This window comes from bacterium (assembly GCA_018814885.1).
Taxonomy (GTDB): domain Bacteria; phylum Krumholzibacteriota; class Krumholzibacteriia; order LZORAL124-64-63; family LZORAL124-64-63; genus JAHIYU01.
Window position 1 is genome coordinate 12,960 of record JAHIYU010000139.1, and the last position, 19,719, is coordinate 32,678.

10 protein-coding genes are annotated in these 19,719 nt (G+C 64.5%); 3 read left to right on the top strand and 7 right to left on the bottom strand.

The features are described 5' to 3' along the window. Window positions 1-92: 92 nt before the first annotated feature. From KJ554_09930 to KJ554_09940, 3 genes are read right to left on the bottom strand one after another with little or no spacing between them, the layout of a single operon-like run. Entirely contained in the window at window positions 93-1,226 is a 1,134-nt protein-coding gene (locus tag KJ554_09930) for a right-handed parallel beta-helix repeat-containing protein (GenBank protein MBU0742655.1), read from the bottom strand. A 52-nt stretch (window positions 1,227-1,278) separates the two neighbouring features. Next, on the bottom strand, window positions 1,279-2,166 hold the full coding sequence (locus tag KJ554_09935; protein MBU0742656.1) for a hypothetical protein: 888 nt from the start codon (window positions 2,164-2,166) through the stop codon (window positions 1,279-1,281). Further along, on the bottom strand, window positions 2,141-6,964 hold the full coding sequence (locus KJ554_09940; GenBank protein MBU0742657.1) for a CRTAC1 family protein: 4,824 nt from the start codon (window positions 6,962-6,964) through the stop codon (window positions 2,141-2,143). Before KJ554_09940 ends, KJ554_09935 begins: the two co-directional genes overlap by 26 nt. A 284-nt stretch (window positions 6,965-7,248) precedes the next feature. On the opposite strand from KJ554_09940, the gene KJ554_09945 reads away from it, so the two are divergent. Further along, window positions 7,249-9,390, top strand: coding sequence for a DUF5110 domain-containing protein (locus tag KJ554_09945; protein ID MBU0742658.1), 2,142 nt, complete (start codon window positions 7,249-7,251; stop codon window positions 9,388-9,390). 61 nt (window positions 9,391-9,451) lie between these two features. On the opposite strand, the gene KJ554_09950 is transcribed toward KJ554_09945, so the two are convergent. The 3 genes from KJ554_09950 to KJ554_09960 form a co-directional block, all read right to left on the bottom strand. Beyond that, entirely contained in the window at window positions 9,452-9,958 is a 507-nt protein-coding gene (locus KJ554_09950) for an SRPBCC family protein (GenBank protein MBU0742659.1), read from the bottom strand. Continuing rightward, window positions 9,955-12,234, bottom strand: coding sequence for an amino acid permease (locus KJ554_09955; GenBank protein MBU0742660.1), 2,280 nt, complete (start codon window positions 12,232-12,234; stop codon window positions 9,955-9,957). Before KJ554_09955 ends, KJ554_09950 begins: the two co-directional genes overlap by 4 nt. 167 nt (window positions 12,235-12,401) lie before the next feature. Next, window positions 12,402-14,015, bottom strand: coding sequence for a sodium:solute symporter (locus KJ554_09960; GenBank protein MBU0742661.1), 1,614 nt, complete (start codon window positions 14,013-14,015; stop codon window positions 12,402-12,404). 247 nt (window positions 14,016-14,262) lie between these two features. Between KJ554_09960 and KJ554_09965 the strand changes: the two genes are divergently transcribed. Together KJ554_09965 and KJ554_09970 are read left to right on the top strand one after the other, a co-directional pair. Then, window positions 14,263-14,793 (top strand): hypothetical protein, encoded by a 531-nt coding sequence (locus tag KJ554_09965; GenBank protein MBU0742662.1) that lies wholly within the window; start codon window positions 14,263-14,265, stop codon window positions 14,791-14,793. Window positions 14,794-14,806: 13 nt separating this feature from the next. Further along, entirely contained in the window at window positions 14,807-19,183 is a 4,377-nt protein-coding gene (locus KJ554_09970) for a hypothetical protein (GenBank protein ID MBU0742663.1), read from the top strand. Window positions 19,184-19,257: 74 nt separating this feature from the next. Here the strand turns inward: KJ554_09970 and KJ554_09975 are convergent, their stop codons facing one another. After that, window positions 19,258-19,626: an acyl-CoA thioesterase gene (locus tag KJ554_09975; protein MBU0742664.1), complete on the bottom strand. Its 369-nt coding sequence runs from the start codon at window positions 19,624-19,626 to the stop codon at window positions 19,258-19,260. Window positions 19,627-19,719 lie beyond the last annotated feature (93 nt).

The window sequence follows — 19,719 nt, forward strand, 5'->3', positions numbered from 1 at the left end:
ATCGGAAAAGGGCTCGAAGAGCACGTAACCGAACTCGGCCGGGTCATCGTGGCCGTCCAGGATCCGCGCCGCGATTTCCCCGGGATCCGACGTTATTTGAACAAAGCCTTGATTTCTCCCCAGGACATATCCTCATTGCCCACCGGCACGTCAGAAAATGGCTCGAATATCACGTACCCGAGTTCGGCGGGATCATCGTGGCCGTCCAGGATCCGAGCCGCGATTTCCTCGGGATCCGACGTACCCCAATAGTTGTTACGGAAGTCCAACTCTACCAGCCCGGAATAATATCCGTATGCGCGCACAAAATCCCCATCGGAGAAGATGTGGTTGCCCGTGAACGTCACCTGGGAATTGAGCATGGCTATGGCCTGTTGAGAAGCGCCTCTGAGTATGTTGCCGCTGCCGATCATAGTCGTTGACAGTTCTAGGTGAATACACCACGAATGACGAGTCCCATCAAGTATATTGTCATAGATCTCATGGTTTCCGGAGCTAAGCAGTATAAGACGGCTATAGCTATCCCAGAACGAACAACCGGTGACTCGTCCAGAACCACCTTCGAAGTAGACCTTGCTGTCACTAAAAGAACAGTCCTGGACAATTACACCAGACATCCCTTGAGAATAAACACCCGTATTAGTGTCGCTACTAAAGGTGCAATCTCTTATCACTGGATTGGCACATGGCGGAAAAAGCCTGATTCCGTTCCAGTTATCGGCGAATTCGCAACTCTCGATCAACGCCCAATCCGACGTGCCAAAGAGTAGGCCCGCATGTCCATCACATCCTCGCAACCGGCAATTTCTAATCTGAAAGGTTTCCGGAAATAGATGTACACCATCTACCAGATTCTCGATGGTAAGGTCCTCCACTACTAGATCACCCACCATCGGCCAGTTGACAATCCCCCGCCAGCCGTCGTCTGACATGTCCCCGGGCACGGCCGGGCCGATGATCGTCTCATCACGTCCCGCACCGACGAGCGTCAGGTCGATGCCGGGCACATTTACACATGCTAGCCACGATACATAAGGCGTCTCGAAAGGCACCAGATCGTCATAACGCCCCGGACCGATCAGGATCGAATCGCCACTCACCGATGCGTTCACCGCATCCTGGATCTTCGTGTAGTCTCCGCTGCCGTCCTTCTCCACGCGCCAAGTCACAGCAAACGCAGACACCGCCAGGAACAAGCTGACCGCTATGATCACCGAGATCCTCATGCAAGCTCTCCAATCGGAGGTAGGGGCGGCGCCACTCCCTCCACGTCCGTCCTCACCTCACCAGCAGCATCCGCTGCGTCAATTCCCGTCCATCTGCTTTCAGGCGAGCCAAGTACAGCCCGCTCGCCGTACTGCGGTCGTCGTCGTCGCGGCCACTCCACACCACCACATGCGAGCCAGCCGAGTAGGGACCTTCGGCCAGTGTCGACACTTTACGGCCCCGCAGGTTATAGACCGAAAGATCGATCCGACACGCTCGCTCCAGTGAGAACCGCAGCGTCGCCATAGGATTGAACGGATTCGGTGTAGGCGCCAGCAGCTCGGTGCGCAGGGGCACTGATTCCTCGTCCACTGCCAGATTCTTTCCCCCGGTCCGCTCCAGACGTGTCGTCGTCGTTCCCGCCTCGACCAGCACCGGTTCGACCGCCAGGCGGTAATCCGGATGCAGCGGCAGCCACGCCTCTCCATCCAGGCTCAACCACGCTCCGGGACCCCCGGGTTCGTACTTGTAGCCGATCCCGGCGCCGCCGCCGGTCCCGTCCTGCTCATACACGCTGCCCAGGGGCAGTTGGAACAGCACGTAGAGGCCGTCCTCAACACTCGCCACCTCTTCGGTAAACGTCTGACCGCACCACTGCAAAGAGCCGCCTGTCACGTTTTCCGCCAGCAACATGGCCGATTGCGAAGAACCGGGATTCTCTTGGCCACCAGCGGTCGCCTGCAGCGTCGTAAATTGCGTCGTCATATCGTTATGGTACCACTGCACACCGGCTATGGCCTGGTCATGATCCAGAGGTACCCACACCGCCATGTAACTCTGGCCCTGAACAACCGACATTCCGAGCACACCATCCACATCAGCGTTCGCCGGGGCTATCACCGGCAACAGAATGCAAATCATTGTCGCAACGATCTTACTCCTGGATGATGTGATCATCATCTTCCCCTCCCTTGGCACAGAAGGACGCACTGAACGAACGGCTGGCCGTGTTGTATTGCGTGTATTCCGGCGTATTCGTCTCGCTCATAACTTCGTATACATAGTTGCCGGGCAAGCATGCCGTACCGCTGATGGAAAAACTGTGCCAGTAACTGCCGTCGTAATTGCGCCCCGTGGTTGCGGTTACGTTCGCATCTGCGGGAGCGTATGTAATCGTCGTCGAGTTCGGGAACGTGATCGACACACGATCCAGGTCCGGCACAAAGCTGCACGCGGTAGTCCATTGGATCTCCCAGTGCAACTTGCGGTTTGGCAAGACAAATACCTGATGGTGCAGGCTGTCCGCGATCACCGTGGGGTCTGTCTCATCTACGATTTCCACGACTGTACCAATTTCACCGGGCTGGAACTCGTTCGTCTGGACGAACCCGCCCGGCCAGCGAGTTCTGACTGTGACCGCTTCGGTGTGATCGCCCAATCCGAAACGTAGCGAGTTGCTCATCTGCCCGCCAAGCCCGCTGCCCCCGTCGACAAACAGGGTCGTGGAATCGTCGTCCGCTATCACGGTCACCACCGCACCGATCCCCGAGCGGTTGTTCGCGCCCGACAGAACATTGAGGCGCACGCCCAGCCGGCTGGCCAGCGGCGTCTCATCGCCATCCGGGGCTGTCGCCGAGTAGTAGAATGACTGGTCGGCGAGCGGTCGTCCCAAATACAGGTCCATGTCCCCATCGCCGAGGAAGTCCGTCGCCGCCAAGCCCGATACACTTTGCTCTAAATCACCCACGCCGGTGATATCCGTGACATCCTCGAAATATGGGGCATGACCCGCGGGGACACGGCTGCCTGCATTGCGCAACAGATGCACTCCGTAGGGCGGCAGATCGGTCGTTTCATCCGCGACCACCAGTAGATCGATCCAACCGTCTAGATCGAAATCCAGTGGCCTCAGATCGGTCACCGGACCAGTCGGTGGCAGAAGCGCTGTCGATTCGTAGAACGTACCCGGCTCTACCGGGTTGTTCAGGAACAGGCGCGGCCTTGTTTCCGAAGTCGCGCCCTCAGGGCGAACCGCTGCCGCCAGATCCGGCAGGCCGTCGCGGTTCACATCTGCCCACACGGCTGCATCCACCCTGCCCAACTCGATCCCCGGGAATCGCGTCGAGAACTCGTCAGGGTACAAAGCATTGGTTCGGTGATATAGGTGTGTTTCCGACGGATCGCCGAGCGAGGGAACGAAAACATCGAGAAGGCCATCACGGTCGATGTCCACCCAGCTCACCGACGAGACCGTGACCGGCGCCGTTTCTGAACCCTGGAAGATCGACCATATCGGCGTAAACCCGGCACCGCCCAGCTCCCACACGTTGGCCAAGAGCAGGAACGGATAGTGAGAGTGCGTTGGTAGGAGGCGCTTCGCACCGCCGGCATCGGCGCGGGTTACCAGCAGGTCGACATTCCCGTCGGCGTTGAAATCGCCCCAGCTCCCCGCCCAGCTCTTATGCAGCCAGTACTCGGTCTGGCCTTCCATTTCCCAGTTCAGCTGCGGGCCGATGTTCTCGAAGAGGGGAGGATCTGCTCCGGCCCCCTTGTTGCGTAGCAACATAGGGTGATCCTCGTGCGCCACGAATATGTCGATGTTGCCGTCGTTGTCAAAGTCTGCGGCGGCACTGCCGCGGGCGTCTGACAGATTATTGATATCAGCATTGAATGCGTCTGTGACTCTCTCGAATCCTGGCGCGCCATGTGAAGCTTCACCCGTGTTTCTGTAGAGTTGTGGTGGGCCGTTCTGAAGGGTCAAGAAGAGGTCCTCGTCACCGTCGTTGTCGTAATCGAGCGTAATCGCGCTGTAGGGCACGCCCGGGTAGTCGAGCCCAGTCACATGCTCCGACTTGTTCACGTACTTCGCCGCCGGTGGCGGCGCCGGTGGTGGAGGCACCTGTGCGTAGTAGAGCCCCTGTCCAAAGGTGCCGATCACGAGCTGCCCGGTCACATAGGGATTGAAAGCAATGTCTTCGACTACGATGCCTTCGGCCATAGTGTTCGCGAATTCATAGGTCCATACGGGATGATCGGGGTCCGTCATATCGAGCTTCCACAAGCCCGTGTACTCATGCAGGCAGCCGACATTAGAGAGCTCCGGTAACGCCGTGCCCTTGAGATTGATGCCGAGAAAGACGATATGATCATCATACGGTGAATAGACCAGCGTTTCGACCTGCGGAGATTTGCTCGTGAAATCAGCGAGCTCAACAGGCATATCAAATACCGCCCAGACCATATCGTTCACATCGGCTGCATCCGCGTTCTCGGTACGATAGATCGTTGCCGCTGCATCAGGTGCAGGGCTATGAGGACTGACACCAAACATCAAGACCTTGCCGGATACGCTTGCCGCCAACTCGTGGATATGATACGTTCCTGCAGGGAATGCCGGCTGGGGAGTAACTTGCACCCAGCTAGTCGAGTTGACACTGTCGAGCCTGTAGAGTTCGGCACCATAGCCCGTCGCAGCGAAAAGACGCCCGGTCGCCGGTACATATTCCAGATCCATTGCCATCTCTGTGATGATGTCCAGATCCAGATCCTTCGTGAACGCCAGGTTTTCCTCTGCCGTCGAGATGACCCATTGCTCCATACTATAGTTCCATTCGCCGCGTACGACGCCGTAGTGCCCGACATCAGCGATCTCGTAGTTGTAAGTGGCGAACCAAATATCGGCCGTCGTCATTTCGAGGTCATAGATACCAACTTTGTGCCCTACTACATCAGCGATCGACTCATCTATCCATCCTCCAGGAGGATCACCCAGCAAAGCATTGCTAATGTAGATCGTTTCGTCTGCTTTGTTGACCCCGACAACTGCCAGGAGGAGCTCGCCTCCGCCATGCCAGTCAGGCCATACTTCGACATTACTAGAGCTGTGATGATCATCGGGAATCGGATGTATTTTCCAAGCTTCGTGTGAGTTGCGCGTAGACGAGAAGACCCCGTCGTCCTGGTTGGCCTCGATCACCCTGCCGTCGCTGCGGAAATCGAGATCGTTGGTCCCCATCTCATCGTAACCGTGGGAGATCCATTCATCGCCGGACCAATGACCACAGACGTTATCCCAGGTCTGGCCGCCGTCGCTGGACAGATGCAGCATCGCATTATACTGGACAAGAACCTTGATCTCCGACTGGGGCACCGACCCAATGAGCGCCGGCAATAAGACGGTAGGTTGATCTATCACCTGAGTGCCCCAGAAAGTCTGGTATCCCATATCCAGCGGAATCGCGGGGGCGCCATATGATGAGGGATACATGTAATCAACACCGGCGCGTCTATACACCCGCAACGACCAGGACGCCCCCTGAGAAGGCTCGACGGGCGATACGTACGGTTGGCTTCCCCTCAACATGCTGGCCTTGGAGTCAGATGAGGTATTCCGGTTACCGGCCAGAATGATATCTGGGTTTTCGCCCGTGCCCTCGATCACGTTCATGAGCCAGATGGTGGCGCCGGTATAGAGGGGATCGTCTGGATCATCATGCATGTCCCTCGTCATTCTACCAACTTCGGCCATCGTTTTCCGTAGATCGACCGGCGCGCTTGAGTCCCCGTTGTTGATCGGCCCACCATCGCCAACCCAATGCCATTCGGGATCGGGTTCGGTGACATCGAATATCCGATACACGCCGCCGGGTATTGTCGTGTCATCGCCGCGAAACAGGCTCATCCCGGCGTAAAGCGTTCCCCGCTGCGTCAAGTACACGTTCCAGCACATCAGGTTTTCACGGTAGTAGCCTTCTGGGTTGACAACCCCCTGGTCGTCGTGAAGAGGAATCGTATGCAGCCACCGCCAAGTGGTTCCGTCGTGCATGAAGATGCCGTGGATGGTGCTGACGACGACGTAGTCCGTACCGTCGAGCCGTGCAACGCTCAGATCGCGGGCCGCCCCGAAAGTCATGTTCTCAGGCGTGCAGTCCATGGCGTATGGTACCCAGCCCTGTGCGTCGTCCAGGTTTTTGCGCCAAACCGTATACTGGCATGGTGGGTTGCTCTCGCCTTCATGGAACTCGCCGTATTGATGGTTGGAATTGGCAGTGAGATCTCCAAGCCCGGGATATCGAAAGATGTCCGCTCCAAACCAGTTATCCATGTGCCTCGGACCACAGCGATTGGCTCCGGCGCCGGCATAGAGCATCCCCTCGCCGTTATGGGCGAAACAGGAGAAGGGAATCGCAACATTATCGAGTGTAAAGGTATAATCTGGTTCGGTATGTGTGTATGAATGGTAAAATGAGGCATGCGCTGTGTCGCGTATCCAACCACCGCCGTCCGGAGCCCGGTAGATGCCGCCCAGTGTCGCTGCATAATACTCGGTCGCATCATTGCGATGGATCCCAATCAGATCCTGAACGTAGCTGATCTGATCTCTGGCGCTGGCGCTGCTGGAGAGCAGTCCGTCATTCCAGGGCTGCCAGTGTTGCCCCCCGTCATCCGTACGAAATACGCCGCACATGTCGGTGCCGATCAGCATGGTCTGGCCATCGACGGGATCAAAGGTCCCGGCGTATAGCCACCCGCCGCCGCCGGGGCCGGCGGGTGTCAGCGTGATGGCAGCATGAGAAGGGATGGGGCTCAGTAGGATCGATATAAGGGCAAGAAAGGCTGGAAGAACATGGCCTCTGTCGTTGCCCTTGAGTATGCAGTCCTGGAACTTGCGTGGTCTTTTTTCGGACACGATCGGCTTACTGCCCCCCCCCTGTAACGATTCAATAAATTCAGACGAGACAGAAAGAACTTCGGTCAACGATCCGGCCGACCCTTGGCCTTGTTGCAGGAATGCATGGTACCTCCCTGGGGTGGAAATATAATGGCGCACCTCGACATGTTTAGGTGCAATAACAATCGATATCAATCTCGGCGGGCGATAATCTGATGCACCATGAGTTTGCGATAAGATAGTACCACGCGTCAACTAGAATCTGCTTGAATATGTTACTAATCGCGGATTTCAAACAAGGCTTAAGCCCCGACTTGAGCTCCGATCCGACCTACGCTAAGATACCGGCAACTCCAACCGGGAAGGTCCCGATGATCCGCGCGTGCAAGACAATCCTCATCGCCGGTGCATTGACTCTTGCGACACACACTGCCGCCCAGCCCCTCGCCGAATCCGTTGGCGACGGCGTCGTCCGCTTCCACGCCTCCGCCGCGGCCCGCGACGCCGCGCTGCCTTCCCTCTGCCTGGTTGAACCCCTGACCGGAACCGGCCCCGCCCCCGCCGGCTGGAGCGTCATCCCGGAATTCAGCCGCGTGATGGGACGGCCCGCCATCCACGTACAGGTCACCCAAGGCACCGACCTCTACGGCACCGGCGAGGTCCCCGGCCCGCTGCGGCGCAACGGCACCAGCGTCGTCGCCTGGAACTTCGACGCCTACGGCTGGGACGCAAACACGCCCCACCTCTACCAGTCCCACCCCTGGGTGCTGGCGCTGAGGGCCGACGGCACGAGCTTCGGCGTGCTGGCCGACACCTCGCACCGCTGCCGCATCGACCTGACCGACGGCATCCGCTTCGTCGCCCAGGGACCGGAATTCCCGGTTGTCGTCGTCGAGGGTGGCACGCCCCAGGACGTGGTGCGCGCCCTGGGCCGCCTGACCGGCACCATGCCCCTGCCGCCGCTGTGGGCGCTCGGCTACCATCAGTGCCGCTACTCCTACACGCCCGACGACCGGGTGCGCGAGGTGGCGCGCGAGTTCCGCGAGCGGCACATCCCCTGCGACGTGGTGTGGCTGGACATCGACTACATGGACGACTTCCGCTGCTTCACCTTCCACCCCCTGGACTTCCCCGACCCGGTCGCCCTGACCGACGACCTGCACGCCGACGGCTTCCGCGTCATCTCCATCATCGACCCCGGCATCAAGATCGATCCGGGCTACCGCGTCTACAACTCGGGGCAGGCCCGCGACGTGTGGGTCAAGACCCTCACCGGCCGCGACTACGTGGGCGCGGTGTGGCCCGGCGCCTGCGTCTTCCCCGACTTCACGCGCGCCGACACGCGCGACTGGTGGGCCGATCTGTACGTGGGCTTCCTGGCCAGCGGCATCGACGGCGTCTGGAACGACATGAACGAGCCGGCGGTCTTCAACGTCGACAGCAAGACCATGCCCCTGGACAACCGCCACCGCGCCGACCCCGAGCTGGGCGGGTCCGGTCCCCATGCGCGATACCACAACGTCTACGGCATGCTCATGGCGCGGGCCACCTTCGCGGGCTGCCTGCGCGCACGCCCCGACAGGCGCCCCTTCGTGCTCTCGCGCGCCAACCACCTCGGCGGCCAGCGCTGGGCCGCCTGCTGGACCGGCGACAACACGGCCAACTGGGCGCACCTCGACATGTCCATCGCCCAGGTGCTCAACCTGGGCCTGTCGGGACAGCCCTTCTCCGGACCCGACATCGGCGGCTTCTGCGGCGCCGGCGACGGCCGGCAGTTCGCGCGCTGGATGGGCTTCGGCGCCCTGCTGCCCTTCGCCCGCGGACACACGGGCAAGGGCAACGTGGACAAGGAGCCGTGGGCGTTCGGCCCCGAGGTGGAAGCGACCTGCCGCCTCGCCCTGCAACGCCGCTACCGTCTGCTGCCCCACCTCTACACGCTGATGCGCGAGGCGTCGCTGAGCGGCCTGCCGCCGGCGCGGCCGCTCTTCTTCGCCGACCCCGCCGACCGGGCCCTGCGCGGCGCCGACGACGCGTTCCTGCTGGGCGACGGCCTGCTGGTGTCGTGCAACACGTCGCCGGGCGCCTCGCGCGGTGCGATCCTCCCCGACGGCGACTGGCGCGCCTTCTCCCTAGTCGAGGGCGACGGCGCCGACCTCGACCTGCCGGTGCTGATGCTGGGCGCCGGCCACATCCTGCCCCTGGGACCGGTCGTGCAGTGGTCGGGCGAGCGCCCGCTGGACGAGCTCGAGCTCGTGGTCTGCCTGGACGACGAGGGGAAGGCCGAGGGCCTGCTCTACGAGGACGCGGGCGAAGGCTTCGGCTACCGCGAGGGCGCGTACCGACTGACCCGCTTCACGGCGCAGACCCGCGAAGGCGAGGTGGTCGTGAGCGCCGACGTGGTCGAGGGGAACTGGGCCCGGTCGGGACGGATGGTCACGGTGCGGCTGCTGACCGACGGCGGCGAGGTGATCGGAACGGGCAGCGAGGCGGGGCCGATCGGCGTTTCGCGCTGAGGCCGGACCGATATCGATTCCCGCTTTCGACGTGTACGCATGATCACTTGGAACGTGGACGTCATTCTCGCCGGGAACGCCGTCCCCGCGGCTTCAACACCCACCTCAGGAACCGCACCCACGCGCTCCACCGCGCCCCCGCCGGCTCCAACCCCAGGCTCCGCTCGGCCCGGTCCAGCGCATCCTCCAGCAGGGCGTCGTGCAGGGGACCGAAGACCAGCGGCCAGCTCAGCACGGCCGGGCCGCGGGTATTCATCTCCACCACGTGGCGCAGCACGGTGTGCTCCTCCCCCTTGGCCACCACCTCCAGGCGGTGGTGCCCGTCGAAGCCGCGCGGGGCCGTGAAATCGAAACGGATCGAACGGCCCGGCTCGCAGGCGCCTACGTCGTAGCGGACGAGTCCGTGGCCGCCGCGGGCGCCCACCTGCAGGGGGCGGTCGAAGCGCATGGGCGGCCAGCGGTCCGCGGGCCAGAGGGGGTCGTTCACGGAGGCGAGACCGTCGAAGAGTCGTCCCACGACGGCGGCCGGCGCATCGACCGTCCTCTGATGGATGTTGCGAACCTTCACGGTCTCTTCCCCTGGGCGTCCGCCACGTCGTCGCCGCTGCTCGCAGGCTTGGCCGACCCGGGCAGCCGTCCACGGGCGATCTCCTCCATGTCCATCTCCTCGCCCGAGTCGAGCAGTTCCCCTGTGAAATGGCTGGCGTTGTTCACGAAGAAGACCACCGGCAGCTCGCCGGCCAGCTGTTCCAGGCGGTCGGCCTGAGCCGCCTCCTCGCCCGGCACAGCGGGGTCGAGTCCCATGAAGACCACGTCCGACTCGGCGCTCTGCGACTGCATGATGTCGCGCACGCGGACGTCCTTCGGTTTCAGCAGGATCTCGAACTCGGCGTCGATGCGGATGGTGGCGAGCATGCGCTGGAGATACAGGGTCGTCTGCTCGCGCATGGTTTCGGTGGTGGCCACGCTCATGATGCGCACGTGGGCGTTGCGCCATTCGGGGTTGCGCGTCAGGAGGTAGGTCAGCAGCAGCATGAGGTCGCCGTTGCGGCGCAGTCCGCTCCACCACACGTCGATCGTGCGGTGCCTCTGCGTGCGCCGGAATAGGTGACGGGGCTTGATGCGCCCTATGATGAGGGACATGCCCAGGGCCTGCAGCTCGCGCTGGACGCCCATGAAGACCGTGCGCAGCTGGGGATCCGACGGCCAGCCCAGCATCACGGTGTTGCTGGAGATGGCCGCCATGCCGTTGGCCTGGGACACCTCGACGATGCCGCTCGCCAGATCTCCCACGATGTCCACCTCGGGGAACACGTGCAGGTTCTCCCGCTGCAGCACGTCGCGCATCCGCGCGAGCCGTTCCGGCACCTGCGAAACCGAGGTTTCGATCGACCCCTCGATGAGTTCGCAGACCGTGACCACGCCGCGACCCTGGCTGAACCAGTCGGCGAAGCGGACCTGATCGAGTTCGCGCTCGATGCCGTCCACGAAGACCAGGGTGTGCGGCCGCCAGTTGCGGGGGCTGACGGGCCGGGCGTCGAGCCTGAGCAGGGCCCAGCGGATCAGGCTCTCGTAGAGGCCGCGCCGGGCGTCGCCCCAGCCGGCGGCGCGCTCGCGCCGCGACAGCAGGAGCCACAGGCCGAGCACGATCACGAGGGCCGCCAGGGCCGCCACCGGCGCGATCAGGAACATGGTAGCCAGGCAGCCAAAGCCGCCCAGGAGGTTGACCGACCAGTGCGTGCGGAGCTGGGGCCGCCAGGACGGGTCGCCGCTGAGGGTCTCGAAGGCCGCCGCGAAGTTGGTGGTGCCGTAGACGGCGAGGAAGATCATGGAGACCACGGTCGCCACCGCGTTGAGATCGCCCAGGGCCACCGCCCCGAGGGCGATCGCCAGGGACAGCAGCAGCCCCGGCAGCAGCGCCCATCTCGAGCCGCCGCGGCCGGCGAAGAGACGGGGCGCCAGGCCGTCGCGGGCCAGGGCCTGCAGCGTGCGGGGTGCGCCCAGGATCGACCCCACCGCCGAGGAGAAGATGGCGCTCCACAGGCCGGGCAGCACGAGCCAGGCGCCGCCCAGGGCCACGCTCGTCCACACCAGGGGATCGTTGCGGAGCACCTCGAGCGGCGCCGAGGCCGAGAGCACGAAAGGCACGAGCAGATACACGACCAGACCCGTGAGCACCGCCAGGATCGCGCCGCGCGGTATGGAGCGGACGGGATCCTTGAGATCGCCGGACAGCCCCAATCCGGCCATGGCGCCCGTGACCGCCGGGAAGAAGATGGCGAAGCCCCGCCAGAAGTCGAGTTCGCCCGAGCCGGCCGACAGCATCACGTCGTGCAGTTTCCCGATGCGCAGCGCGCCGGCGCCCAGCGCGAGCAGCGAGACGCCCACCACGACCATCATCACGACCTGGGCCCGGAGCGCCGCCCCGGCCCCGAACAGGGAGATGGCGCCGACCAGCACGACGATGACCACCGTCGCCTCCTGCAGCGGCACGCCGGGCCAGATGAACCGCAACGATTCCGCGAGGCCGAAGGAATACAGCGTCACCGAGAAGGTCTGCGACAGGAACAGCGGCAGCCCCACCGATCCGCCGACCTCCAGGCCGAGACTGCGCGAGATGATGTAGTAGGCGCCCCCGGCGCCCACGTGGCCGTTGGTGGCGACGGACGAGAACGACAGCGTGGTCGTGACGGTGATCACGTGGGCGAGCAGCACGATCACCAGCATCTGCAACAGGCCCAAATGACCCACCAGCCACCCGAAGCGCAGATACATGATCACGCCGAGGATGGTGAGGGTCGTCGGCGTGTAGACGCCGAGGAATGTCCCGAGACGCCTGTCCATGACCGCCTCCGGTCCGGTTGGCGTGAGTGTGTCGTGTCGCCCGAAGGCGCTGGATCTCATCGGCGGCCGGCGGGGGCGCCGTCCGAGGCAGAGATGGGTGCATCGGCCGGTCACGGTGTCAACAATAATCGCCGCCCGCTATGGCCGATCCCGGCCGCCTCGCCGACTCACCCCCTGAACATCAGCCACACCGCCGCCACCCCCGCCAGCAGCAGCAGGCTGGTCGCCAGGTGGCGGTTACGCAGCCGCGAGGGCAGGCGCTCTTCGCCGGCGGTGGCGTAGGTCAGGCCAGCCAGTCGTTCGGTATCGGGCGCCCGGCCGCTCAGACTGCCGAGCACCAGCAAGGCGGAACAGGCCACGAACAACCACGCCGCGAAATGCAGGAAGTTCATGGTGGCGTAGCGCTCGAAGGGACCGCCGGCCAGGGCGTCCTGGTTGAGCTCGGCCACCAGGCGCGCGGCGCCCAGCACGAAGCCGGTCCACAGCGCGAGCAGCGCCCCGCGCGCGTTGACCCGCGTCCAGAACAGGCCGATCAGGAACACCGCCGCGATGGGCGGCGCGATGTAGGCCTGCACGCTCTGCAGGTACTGGTAGAGCTGTCCCGAGATCCGCGACATGAAGGGCACCCAGGCCAGCGCCAGAACCACGAGACCGGCGGTGGAAATCTGCCCCACCGCCACCAGGCGCCGCTCCGACGACGCGGGGCGCAGCTTCTTGTAGATGTCCAGGGTGACCAGCGTGGAGCAGGAATTGAAGACCGAAGACAGGGAGCTCATCAGCGCCGCCAGCAATCCTGCCACGACGAGGCCGCGCAGGCCCACCGGCAGCAGGGTGCCGATGAGCGTCGGCAGGGCCTGGTCCGGCTGGGCCAGCTCGATCCGTCCCGTCTGCGCCAGGCCGTAGGCCACCACGCCCGGTATCACGAAGAGGAAGACCGGCAGCAATTTGAGGAATCCCGCGAAGATCGTGCCGCCGCGGGCGTCGTCCAGGCCGCGGGCCGCCAGCACGCGCTGCACGATGAACTGGTCGGTGCACCAGTACCAGACGCCCAGGATCGGGGCGCCCAGCAGGATGCCGGTCCAGGGAAAGTCGGGATGGGAAGCCGGCAGCCACATGTCCATGAAGCCGTCGCCCGCCAGGCCGGTCATGCGGCTCCAGCCGCCGAGCTCGTCCAGGCCGAGGAACGTGACGACGGTCGCGCCCAGGATCAGCACCCCCGCCTGCAGCACGTCCGTGTAGAGCACCGCCCGCAGGCCGCCGAGCACCGTGTAGATGCCGGTGGCCACCACGACGATCAGGGCGCCGGTCCAGAAGTCCAGGCCCATGAGCGTCTTGAAGACGATGCCGCCCGCCGCCACGGTCACCGAGATCTTCGTCAGCACGTAGCCGACGATGGAGATGACGGCCAGATACCAGCGCGCCGAAGCGGAATACCGTCTCTCGAGGAATTCGGGCATCGTCGTCACGCCGCTGCGCAGGTAGAAGGGCACGAAGACCCAGCCCAGCAACAGCAGGATCAGCGACGCCAGCACCTCGAACTGCCCCACGGCCACGCCGCTGGCGGCGCCGGTGCCGGCCAGGCCAACCAGATGCTCCGAGCCGATGTTCGACGCGAACAGCGACGCGCCGATCACGAACCAGCCGGTGTTGCGGCCGGCCAGGAAGTAGCCGGCGGACGACTCGCGCAGCCCGCGTCGCCGCGTTGTCCACCAGGCGACGCCGAAGACCAGCGCGAAGTAGAGGGCAACGACGATCCAGTCGAGAGCGGCCAAGCGGTTCATGATCACCTCGCGGTTACGGTGGAAAAGGTCCAGCGGACAGTCTAGCAGCGGTCACGGACCGGACAAAGCTGTTCTGTTGAACGTCGTCCAAGTGGGTGGTACACTGCGGGCCATGGGGGTTCTACCGAGAATATCCATCGCCTGCGAACGACATCCGCGCTCCGGCGCTTCGGCAAGATCGCCCGAGCCTCCCAGACGTCTGCGCTTCATGCCCTGTCCTGCACCACCACTAACTGGAGGTATCGCGATGAGAATCATCCTGTCCATGACCGTTCTGCTGCTGGCGGCCGGTCTCGCCGCCGCCGCCGACCCCGAAGTCGCCGTACCGCTGCGCGAGGGCGAAACCCCCATCGCTACACCAGCGCCCGCGCTGGACCTGAACCGGGCCGAGTTGAAGGCGGTGGAGGACGGCGGTCTGCCCGAGGGCGAGGTCGTCATCTTCACCCGCGAAGAGGCACAGGCCGCCGCGGCCGCGCGCCCCGTCTCCCCCCTGATGTCCGAGATCAACGCCGCCCTGGACGCCGAGCGGACACGGCACACCGAGCTGGAGGCCCGCTTCCGGGCGGCGCCGGACGAGCGGGCCGCCCTGGGGATCCAGCGCGAGATCGAGGCGCTGGCGCGCGATACCGAGCTGCTGATCCTGCAGATCCAGATCGATCACGCGCGCCTGGCCGGCCGCGAGGACGTCGCCCAGCGCATCGAGACGGCCGTCGCCGAGATGACCGCGCCGCGCCCGCCGCGTCAGCCGCAGGATCGCCCGGCACCCGTCAACCATTGAGAGGAGGCAGGCCATGAGTAAACGGATAATCACGCTGCTGCCGGCCGCCCTCATGCTGCTGGCGGCGACGATCGTCTGGGCCGACGTCGGCCCGCCCGTCAAGGTCACCCTGCTGGGCGACCCCCGGCCCGCCGTCAAGGACGAGGTGTTCGCGGGCGTGCTGGCGCTGGACTTCGACGGCGACGTGGCGGTGCGGGACTTCGTCTGCGAGGGCAAGTCCTGGACCACCGTCACCCTGAGCGCCCCCGCGAGCGCGCGCGGCGCCAAGGGCGAGCGCATCGAGATCGAGTTCGCGGCACTGGCCGGCGATCCCGATCAGCCCCTGGTGATCTCCTTCGACGCCGGCGGCTTTCCCTACCGCGTGACGCTGGACCTGTCGCAGGCCAACTACCTGCGCACGCAGCGTCCCGAGCCGACCGTCGCGGCGCCCAAGGCCCAGGTCGTCACGGGCAAACGGCCGCTCGGCGAGCTCGGGCCGGCCACGGTCAGCCCCGACGCGGAGACGGTCCCGTCCGGCGACAAGGCCCTCATCCGCATCCGCTGCCGCTTCGGCTACCCGCGGGAAGACGCCGTCTGGGTCGGAGCCCACTCCATGAGGGTCCGCGTCTACGACTACGACTCGAGCAGCGACGACGAGCTGCTCGGCAGCGGTTGGACCGACTATTACGGCTACTACGACTTCTACGTGGAGGGGGACAACGCCGGCGCCGGCGACACGCCCGACATCTACGTGCTGTATGACACCTTCAACTACAAGATCGAGGTCCAGGACCCCACCTACGGCAACCTCTACGCCTGGGTCTCCGGCACCTTCAGCAACTACACCGGCACCGACCTGGACCTGGGCTGGCTGCAGCCGGCCAGCGAGGGCGACCACCCCGCCGTCCACCTGCACACCACGACCACGCGCGTCTTCAACTTCTGCAACTGGGAAGCCGGCTACAACCCCGACAGCATCGACGTGCTCTGGCCCGACGGCGCCGACGGCGCCTGGTACAACGCCGCCGGCATCCACATGAGCAGCGGCCTGCAGTGGCAGGAGCAGGTGCCCGCCCACGAGTACGGGCACTACTGGGACGACACCTACAGCGGCATCGAGGCCTTCGACTACTGCAACGGCTGGTGCGACAATCCGAGCTGCGGCCACTGCATCTGGTGCGAGGAGAGCGGCGTCATCGCCTGGATGGAGGGCTGGGCCAATTTCTTCTCCGACGCCGCGACGCACACCTTCCTCGCCGCGTACGGCCTGGAGCCCATGTACCAGATGGAGTTCGAGAGCGTGCTGTCCTGCGGCGGCTACGGCTTCCACGACGCCGCGATCACCGAGGGCTTCGCGGCCGCGCTGCTGCACGACATCTACGACGACAATACGGAGAACGACCCCCAGTTCCCCGACTGGTCCGACATGACCACGCTGTGGATCGAGGAGATCTTCGCCACCGCCGATTACGACAATCCCGACGGCCCGATGGACTTCCTCGACAGCTTCAACGCCCGCTATCCGTCGCTCAAGGAGTGGGTCTGGCAGACGGCCGCCAACAACGGCTACGATCCCGACTACGCCAATCCCGGCATCGTAACCGGTCTGACGTCGACCAGCCACAGCACCAGCGGCGACTCGCCCGATCCGACCATCGACTTCGTCTGGACGCGGGCCACCGACGACGTTTCGGGCGTCAACGGCTACGGGATCTTCATCTCCGGCGCGCCCGGCATGCCGAGCACGGACATGGACATCGGTAACGTCACCAGCTACACGACGGCGAGCCTATCGCCGGGCACCTACTACTTCAACATCCGCGCGGTGGACCGTTCGGGCAAGTGGAGCGGCGGCTACGCCAGCTACGGGCCGATCACCATCCGCGCTGCGGAACCAGCCGACATCACCTATTACCAGCACCCCGGCTGGGACTACGTGATCGTGCCGCGCAGCACAACCGGGGCCACCACCACCGACGCGCACCTGACGACCTGGCTGTACGGAGCGTCGACCTCCACCTACTGGAGCATCTACGGCCGGAACGCCGGCGACCAGACTACGTCCAGCGGCTTCCACGGCGACCTGCTCACCGACGGCGCCTACACTGCCGGCGTCAGTTGGGGACCGATCTCCGGCGGCGGCCTCTTCGTGGGCACCAACATGGGTCCGCTATACTACCGCGGCGGCCGCCACATCATGTCGTTCCACTACGACGACAACGAGCAGATCTCCGAGTCGGACGAGACGAACAACCTGTGGGGGCACCCGTTCGTCTGGACGCCGTGGACGCTGAATCCGAACTCCTTCTACACCATCAACGCGTATCCAGACGCCGACGGCGGCTGGGACACCGTCGTCGACGGCTCCACGTTGTGGTACAACTGCGACGGCACCCGCTTCAGCTCCAGCGCCTGGTGGAACGCCGTCATCCTGTGGGCCGACGACGACACCGACAACTACGACGTACGCATCCACGTGCCCTCGACGGGACCGGAGAACGGCTTCGGCTCGTACCTGGCCGCATCCTACCGGTCCACCGGCCTGCTCGACGGGTGCCTCGTCAACCGGAACGTCGTCGGCACCAACGACTACGACGTCGGCATGCTCAACCGTTTCGAGGGCGACAGTCCCTACCACATCGAGCACGTCACCAGCGGCTCGGTGAGCTTCGACGACTCCCTGACGGTGACCCTGGGCGCCAACAAGATGCTGCAGATGTGGGAGTTCTACGTCGGTGTCGACGACACGGGCTACGTGAGCATCACCGTCGACGTCGATCCCGCCGACGGGCCGCTCACGGCCCTGTGGCTCGACGAGTTCTTCGAGGTCGGCTCCCTCTCCAGCTACGACGCCGCGGACGTCACGGACGCCGTGACCGGCCGCGCGCGCCTGGACCTGCACATCGGCGAGACCGGCTTCAACTGCCTGGCCGTCTACCGGGAACCGGTGGACGGGCGGACCGCGATCGACTACACCATCGAGATCCAGACCACGCCGCCGGACTTCATCTGCTACGAGGCGGCCGGCTGGCACTCGCCGCTGGTGGCGCGGCCGGCCGACGACGGCACGCCGGGCTCGGTGGCCCTGCCCGACACCCTCTACGGCAACGTCGCCTCGACGTACATGAACGTGGCGACACGCAACGAGAGCCCGACCAGCTCGACCAGCCTCTACGCCCAGTTCTTCATCGACAACGTCGTCGCCGCCGGCTTGAGCTGGGGGTCATTCCCGGGCTACGCCAACAGCCTGTTCAACTGGGACTATCCGCTGAACGTGCGCGGCGGTCGGCACACGTTCTCGGTTCGTCACGATCCCAACGCGGAGATCGAGGAGATCTACGAGGACAACAACGACTACGGCGAGCAATACGTGTGGGGCCCGCTGTCGATGTCGGGCGGCACCCAGGTCGCACGCACCGCGCCGCCGGAAATGATGGGCGGCTGGGACGACATGCTCGTCGGGCCTTACTGGTACAACTGCGACGGTCTGCGTCTCGGCTACGAGAGCTGGTGGATGAGCATGGCCGTCATGCCCGTCAACACGGGCGACGACACGGCCGTCCGGGTGCACGACGCCCTGCCGGGGGCGAAGGACGGATTCGCCGGCAACCATGCCGTCTCCAACTGGGGCTCCGGTCAGTCCGACTTCGTGCTGGTCAACTACAACAACCTGGCCTACGACCCCAAGGACTTCGGCGTGCTGCGCTACAGCGGCACGGGCAACTACGTGGCCGAGGCCTCCGCGTCGACGTACTTCGGGACTCCGCCCAACGGCGCCAATTACGGGCCGTACACCATGAGCGCCCTGGAGATCGTCGATCTCTACGAATTCAACCTGACCCCGGGATTCTATGTCGTCCGGGTGCAGAACGTGAGCGGCACGGTGGACTGGGGCATGTCCATGTACGGACCGGCGAGCGAGTACGTGGCCAAGAGCGGCAACATACCCGACGGCGCCGCCTGGTACGAGGGCGCGGGCGGCGACGAGTCGATCTCCTTCGAGGTCGTCGACGCCGGCTACCACTGCCTGGCGGTCTGGAAGGCCCACACCGACGACCTGTACGGCTCGGGCTCGTACCGGCTGCGCATCTGGAACGGCATGACGGCCGTCGAGGACGAGTTGCCGCCGGTCGCCGTGACGTGCCTGGCCTCCGTGCAACCCAATCCCTTCAATCCGCGCACGACCATCGCCTACGAGCTGGCCCGCGAGACGGCGGTGGATCTGAGCATCTTCGACGTGCAGGGTTCGCTGGTGCGCACCCTGGTCCGGGCCTCGTTGCCGGCCGGCCCCCACGCGGCGGTCTGGGACGGCACCGACGACCACGGCCAGCACGTGGCCAGCGACGTCTACCTGGTCCGCCTGCGGGCAGGCGACGCAGACCAGATGCGCAAGATCGTGCTGCTGAAATAGGAAGCGGCCGCACCTTGCACACGGAAAGGGCCGGTCCCCGCGGGGACCGGCCCTCGTCGCACCGCACGCCGGCCTCAGATCGGTTGCGGCCGGCCTCCGGCGTCGATGTTGACATAGGTCACGGTCGCGTTGGTCACCGACACGCGTTCGCCGCTGTCGAGCCGCTCGGCCTCCACACAGACCTTCACGGTGATCGAGGTCCTGCCCCTGCGCACCAGCTCGGTGAAGTAGCTCACCACGTCGCCCACGCGGACCGGCTGGTGAAACTCCACCTTGTCCATGGCGACCGTCACCACGCGGCGGCAACCGTGGCGCCGCACGCCGATGGCGCCGGCCTGGTCGATGTGGCTGAGGATCACGCCGCCGAAGATGGTGTCGTGCACGTTGGTGTCGCGCGGCATCATCAGGACGCGGATCGCGGGATCCCTGTGCTGTTCTTCCATATGCGCTCCTTGGTGGGCGTAGGTTGGCACGACGGGCGAGGCGGTGCAATATCACATTGATAAAAAGATGATTCTGTTGTTATTGATATCCAG

Bases quoted from the DNA above. Each gene is read 5' to 3' on its own strand.
- KJ554_09960 (MBU0742661.1), bottom strand. From the start codon at position 14,015: ATGAACCGCTTGGCCGCTCTCGACTGGATCGTCGTTGCCCTCTACTTC.
- KJ554_09970 (MBU0742663.1), top strand. From the start codon at position 14,807: ATGAGTAAACGGATAATCACGCTGCTGCCGGCCGCCCTCATGCTGCTG.
- KJ554_09945 (MBU0742658.1), top strand. From the start codon at position 7,249: ATGATCCGCGCGTGCAAGACAATCCTCATCGCCGGTGCATTGACTCTT.
- KJ554_09975 (MBU0742664.1), bottom strand. From the start codon at position 19,626: ATGGAAGAACAGCACAGGGATCCCGCGATCCGCGTCCTGATGATGCCG.
- KJ554_09935 (MBU0742656.1), bottom strand. From the start codon at position 2,166: ATGATGATCACATCATCCAGGAGTAAGATCGTTGCGACAATGATTTGC.
- KJ554_09930 (MBU0742655.1), bottom strand. From the start codon at position 1,226: ATGAGGATCTCGGTGATCATAGCGGTCAGCTTGTTCCTGGCGGTGTCT.
- KJ554_09965 (MBU0742662.1), top strand. From the start codon at position 14,263: ATGAGAATCATCCTGTCCATGACCGTTCTGCTGCTGGCGGCCGGTCTC.
- KJ554_09955 (MBU0742660.1), bottom strand. From the start codon at position 12,234: ATGGACAGGCGTCTCGGGACATTCCTCGGCGTCTACACGCCGACGACC.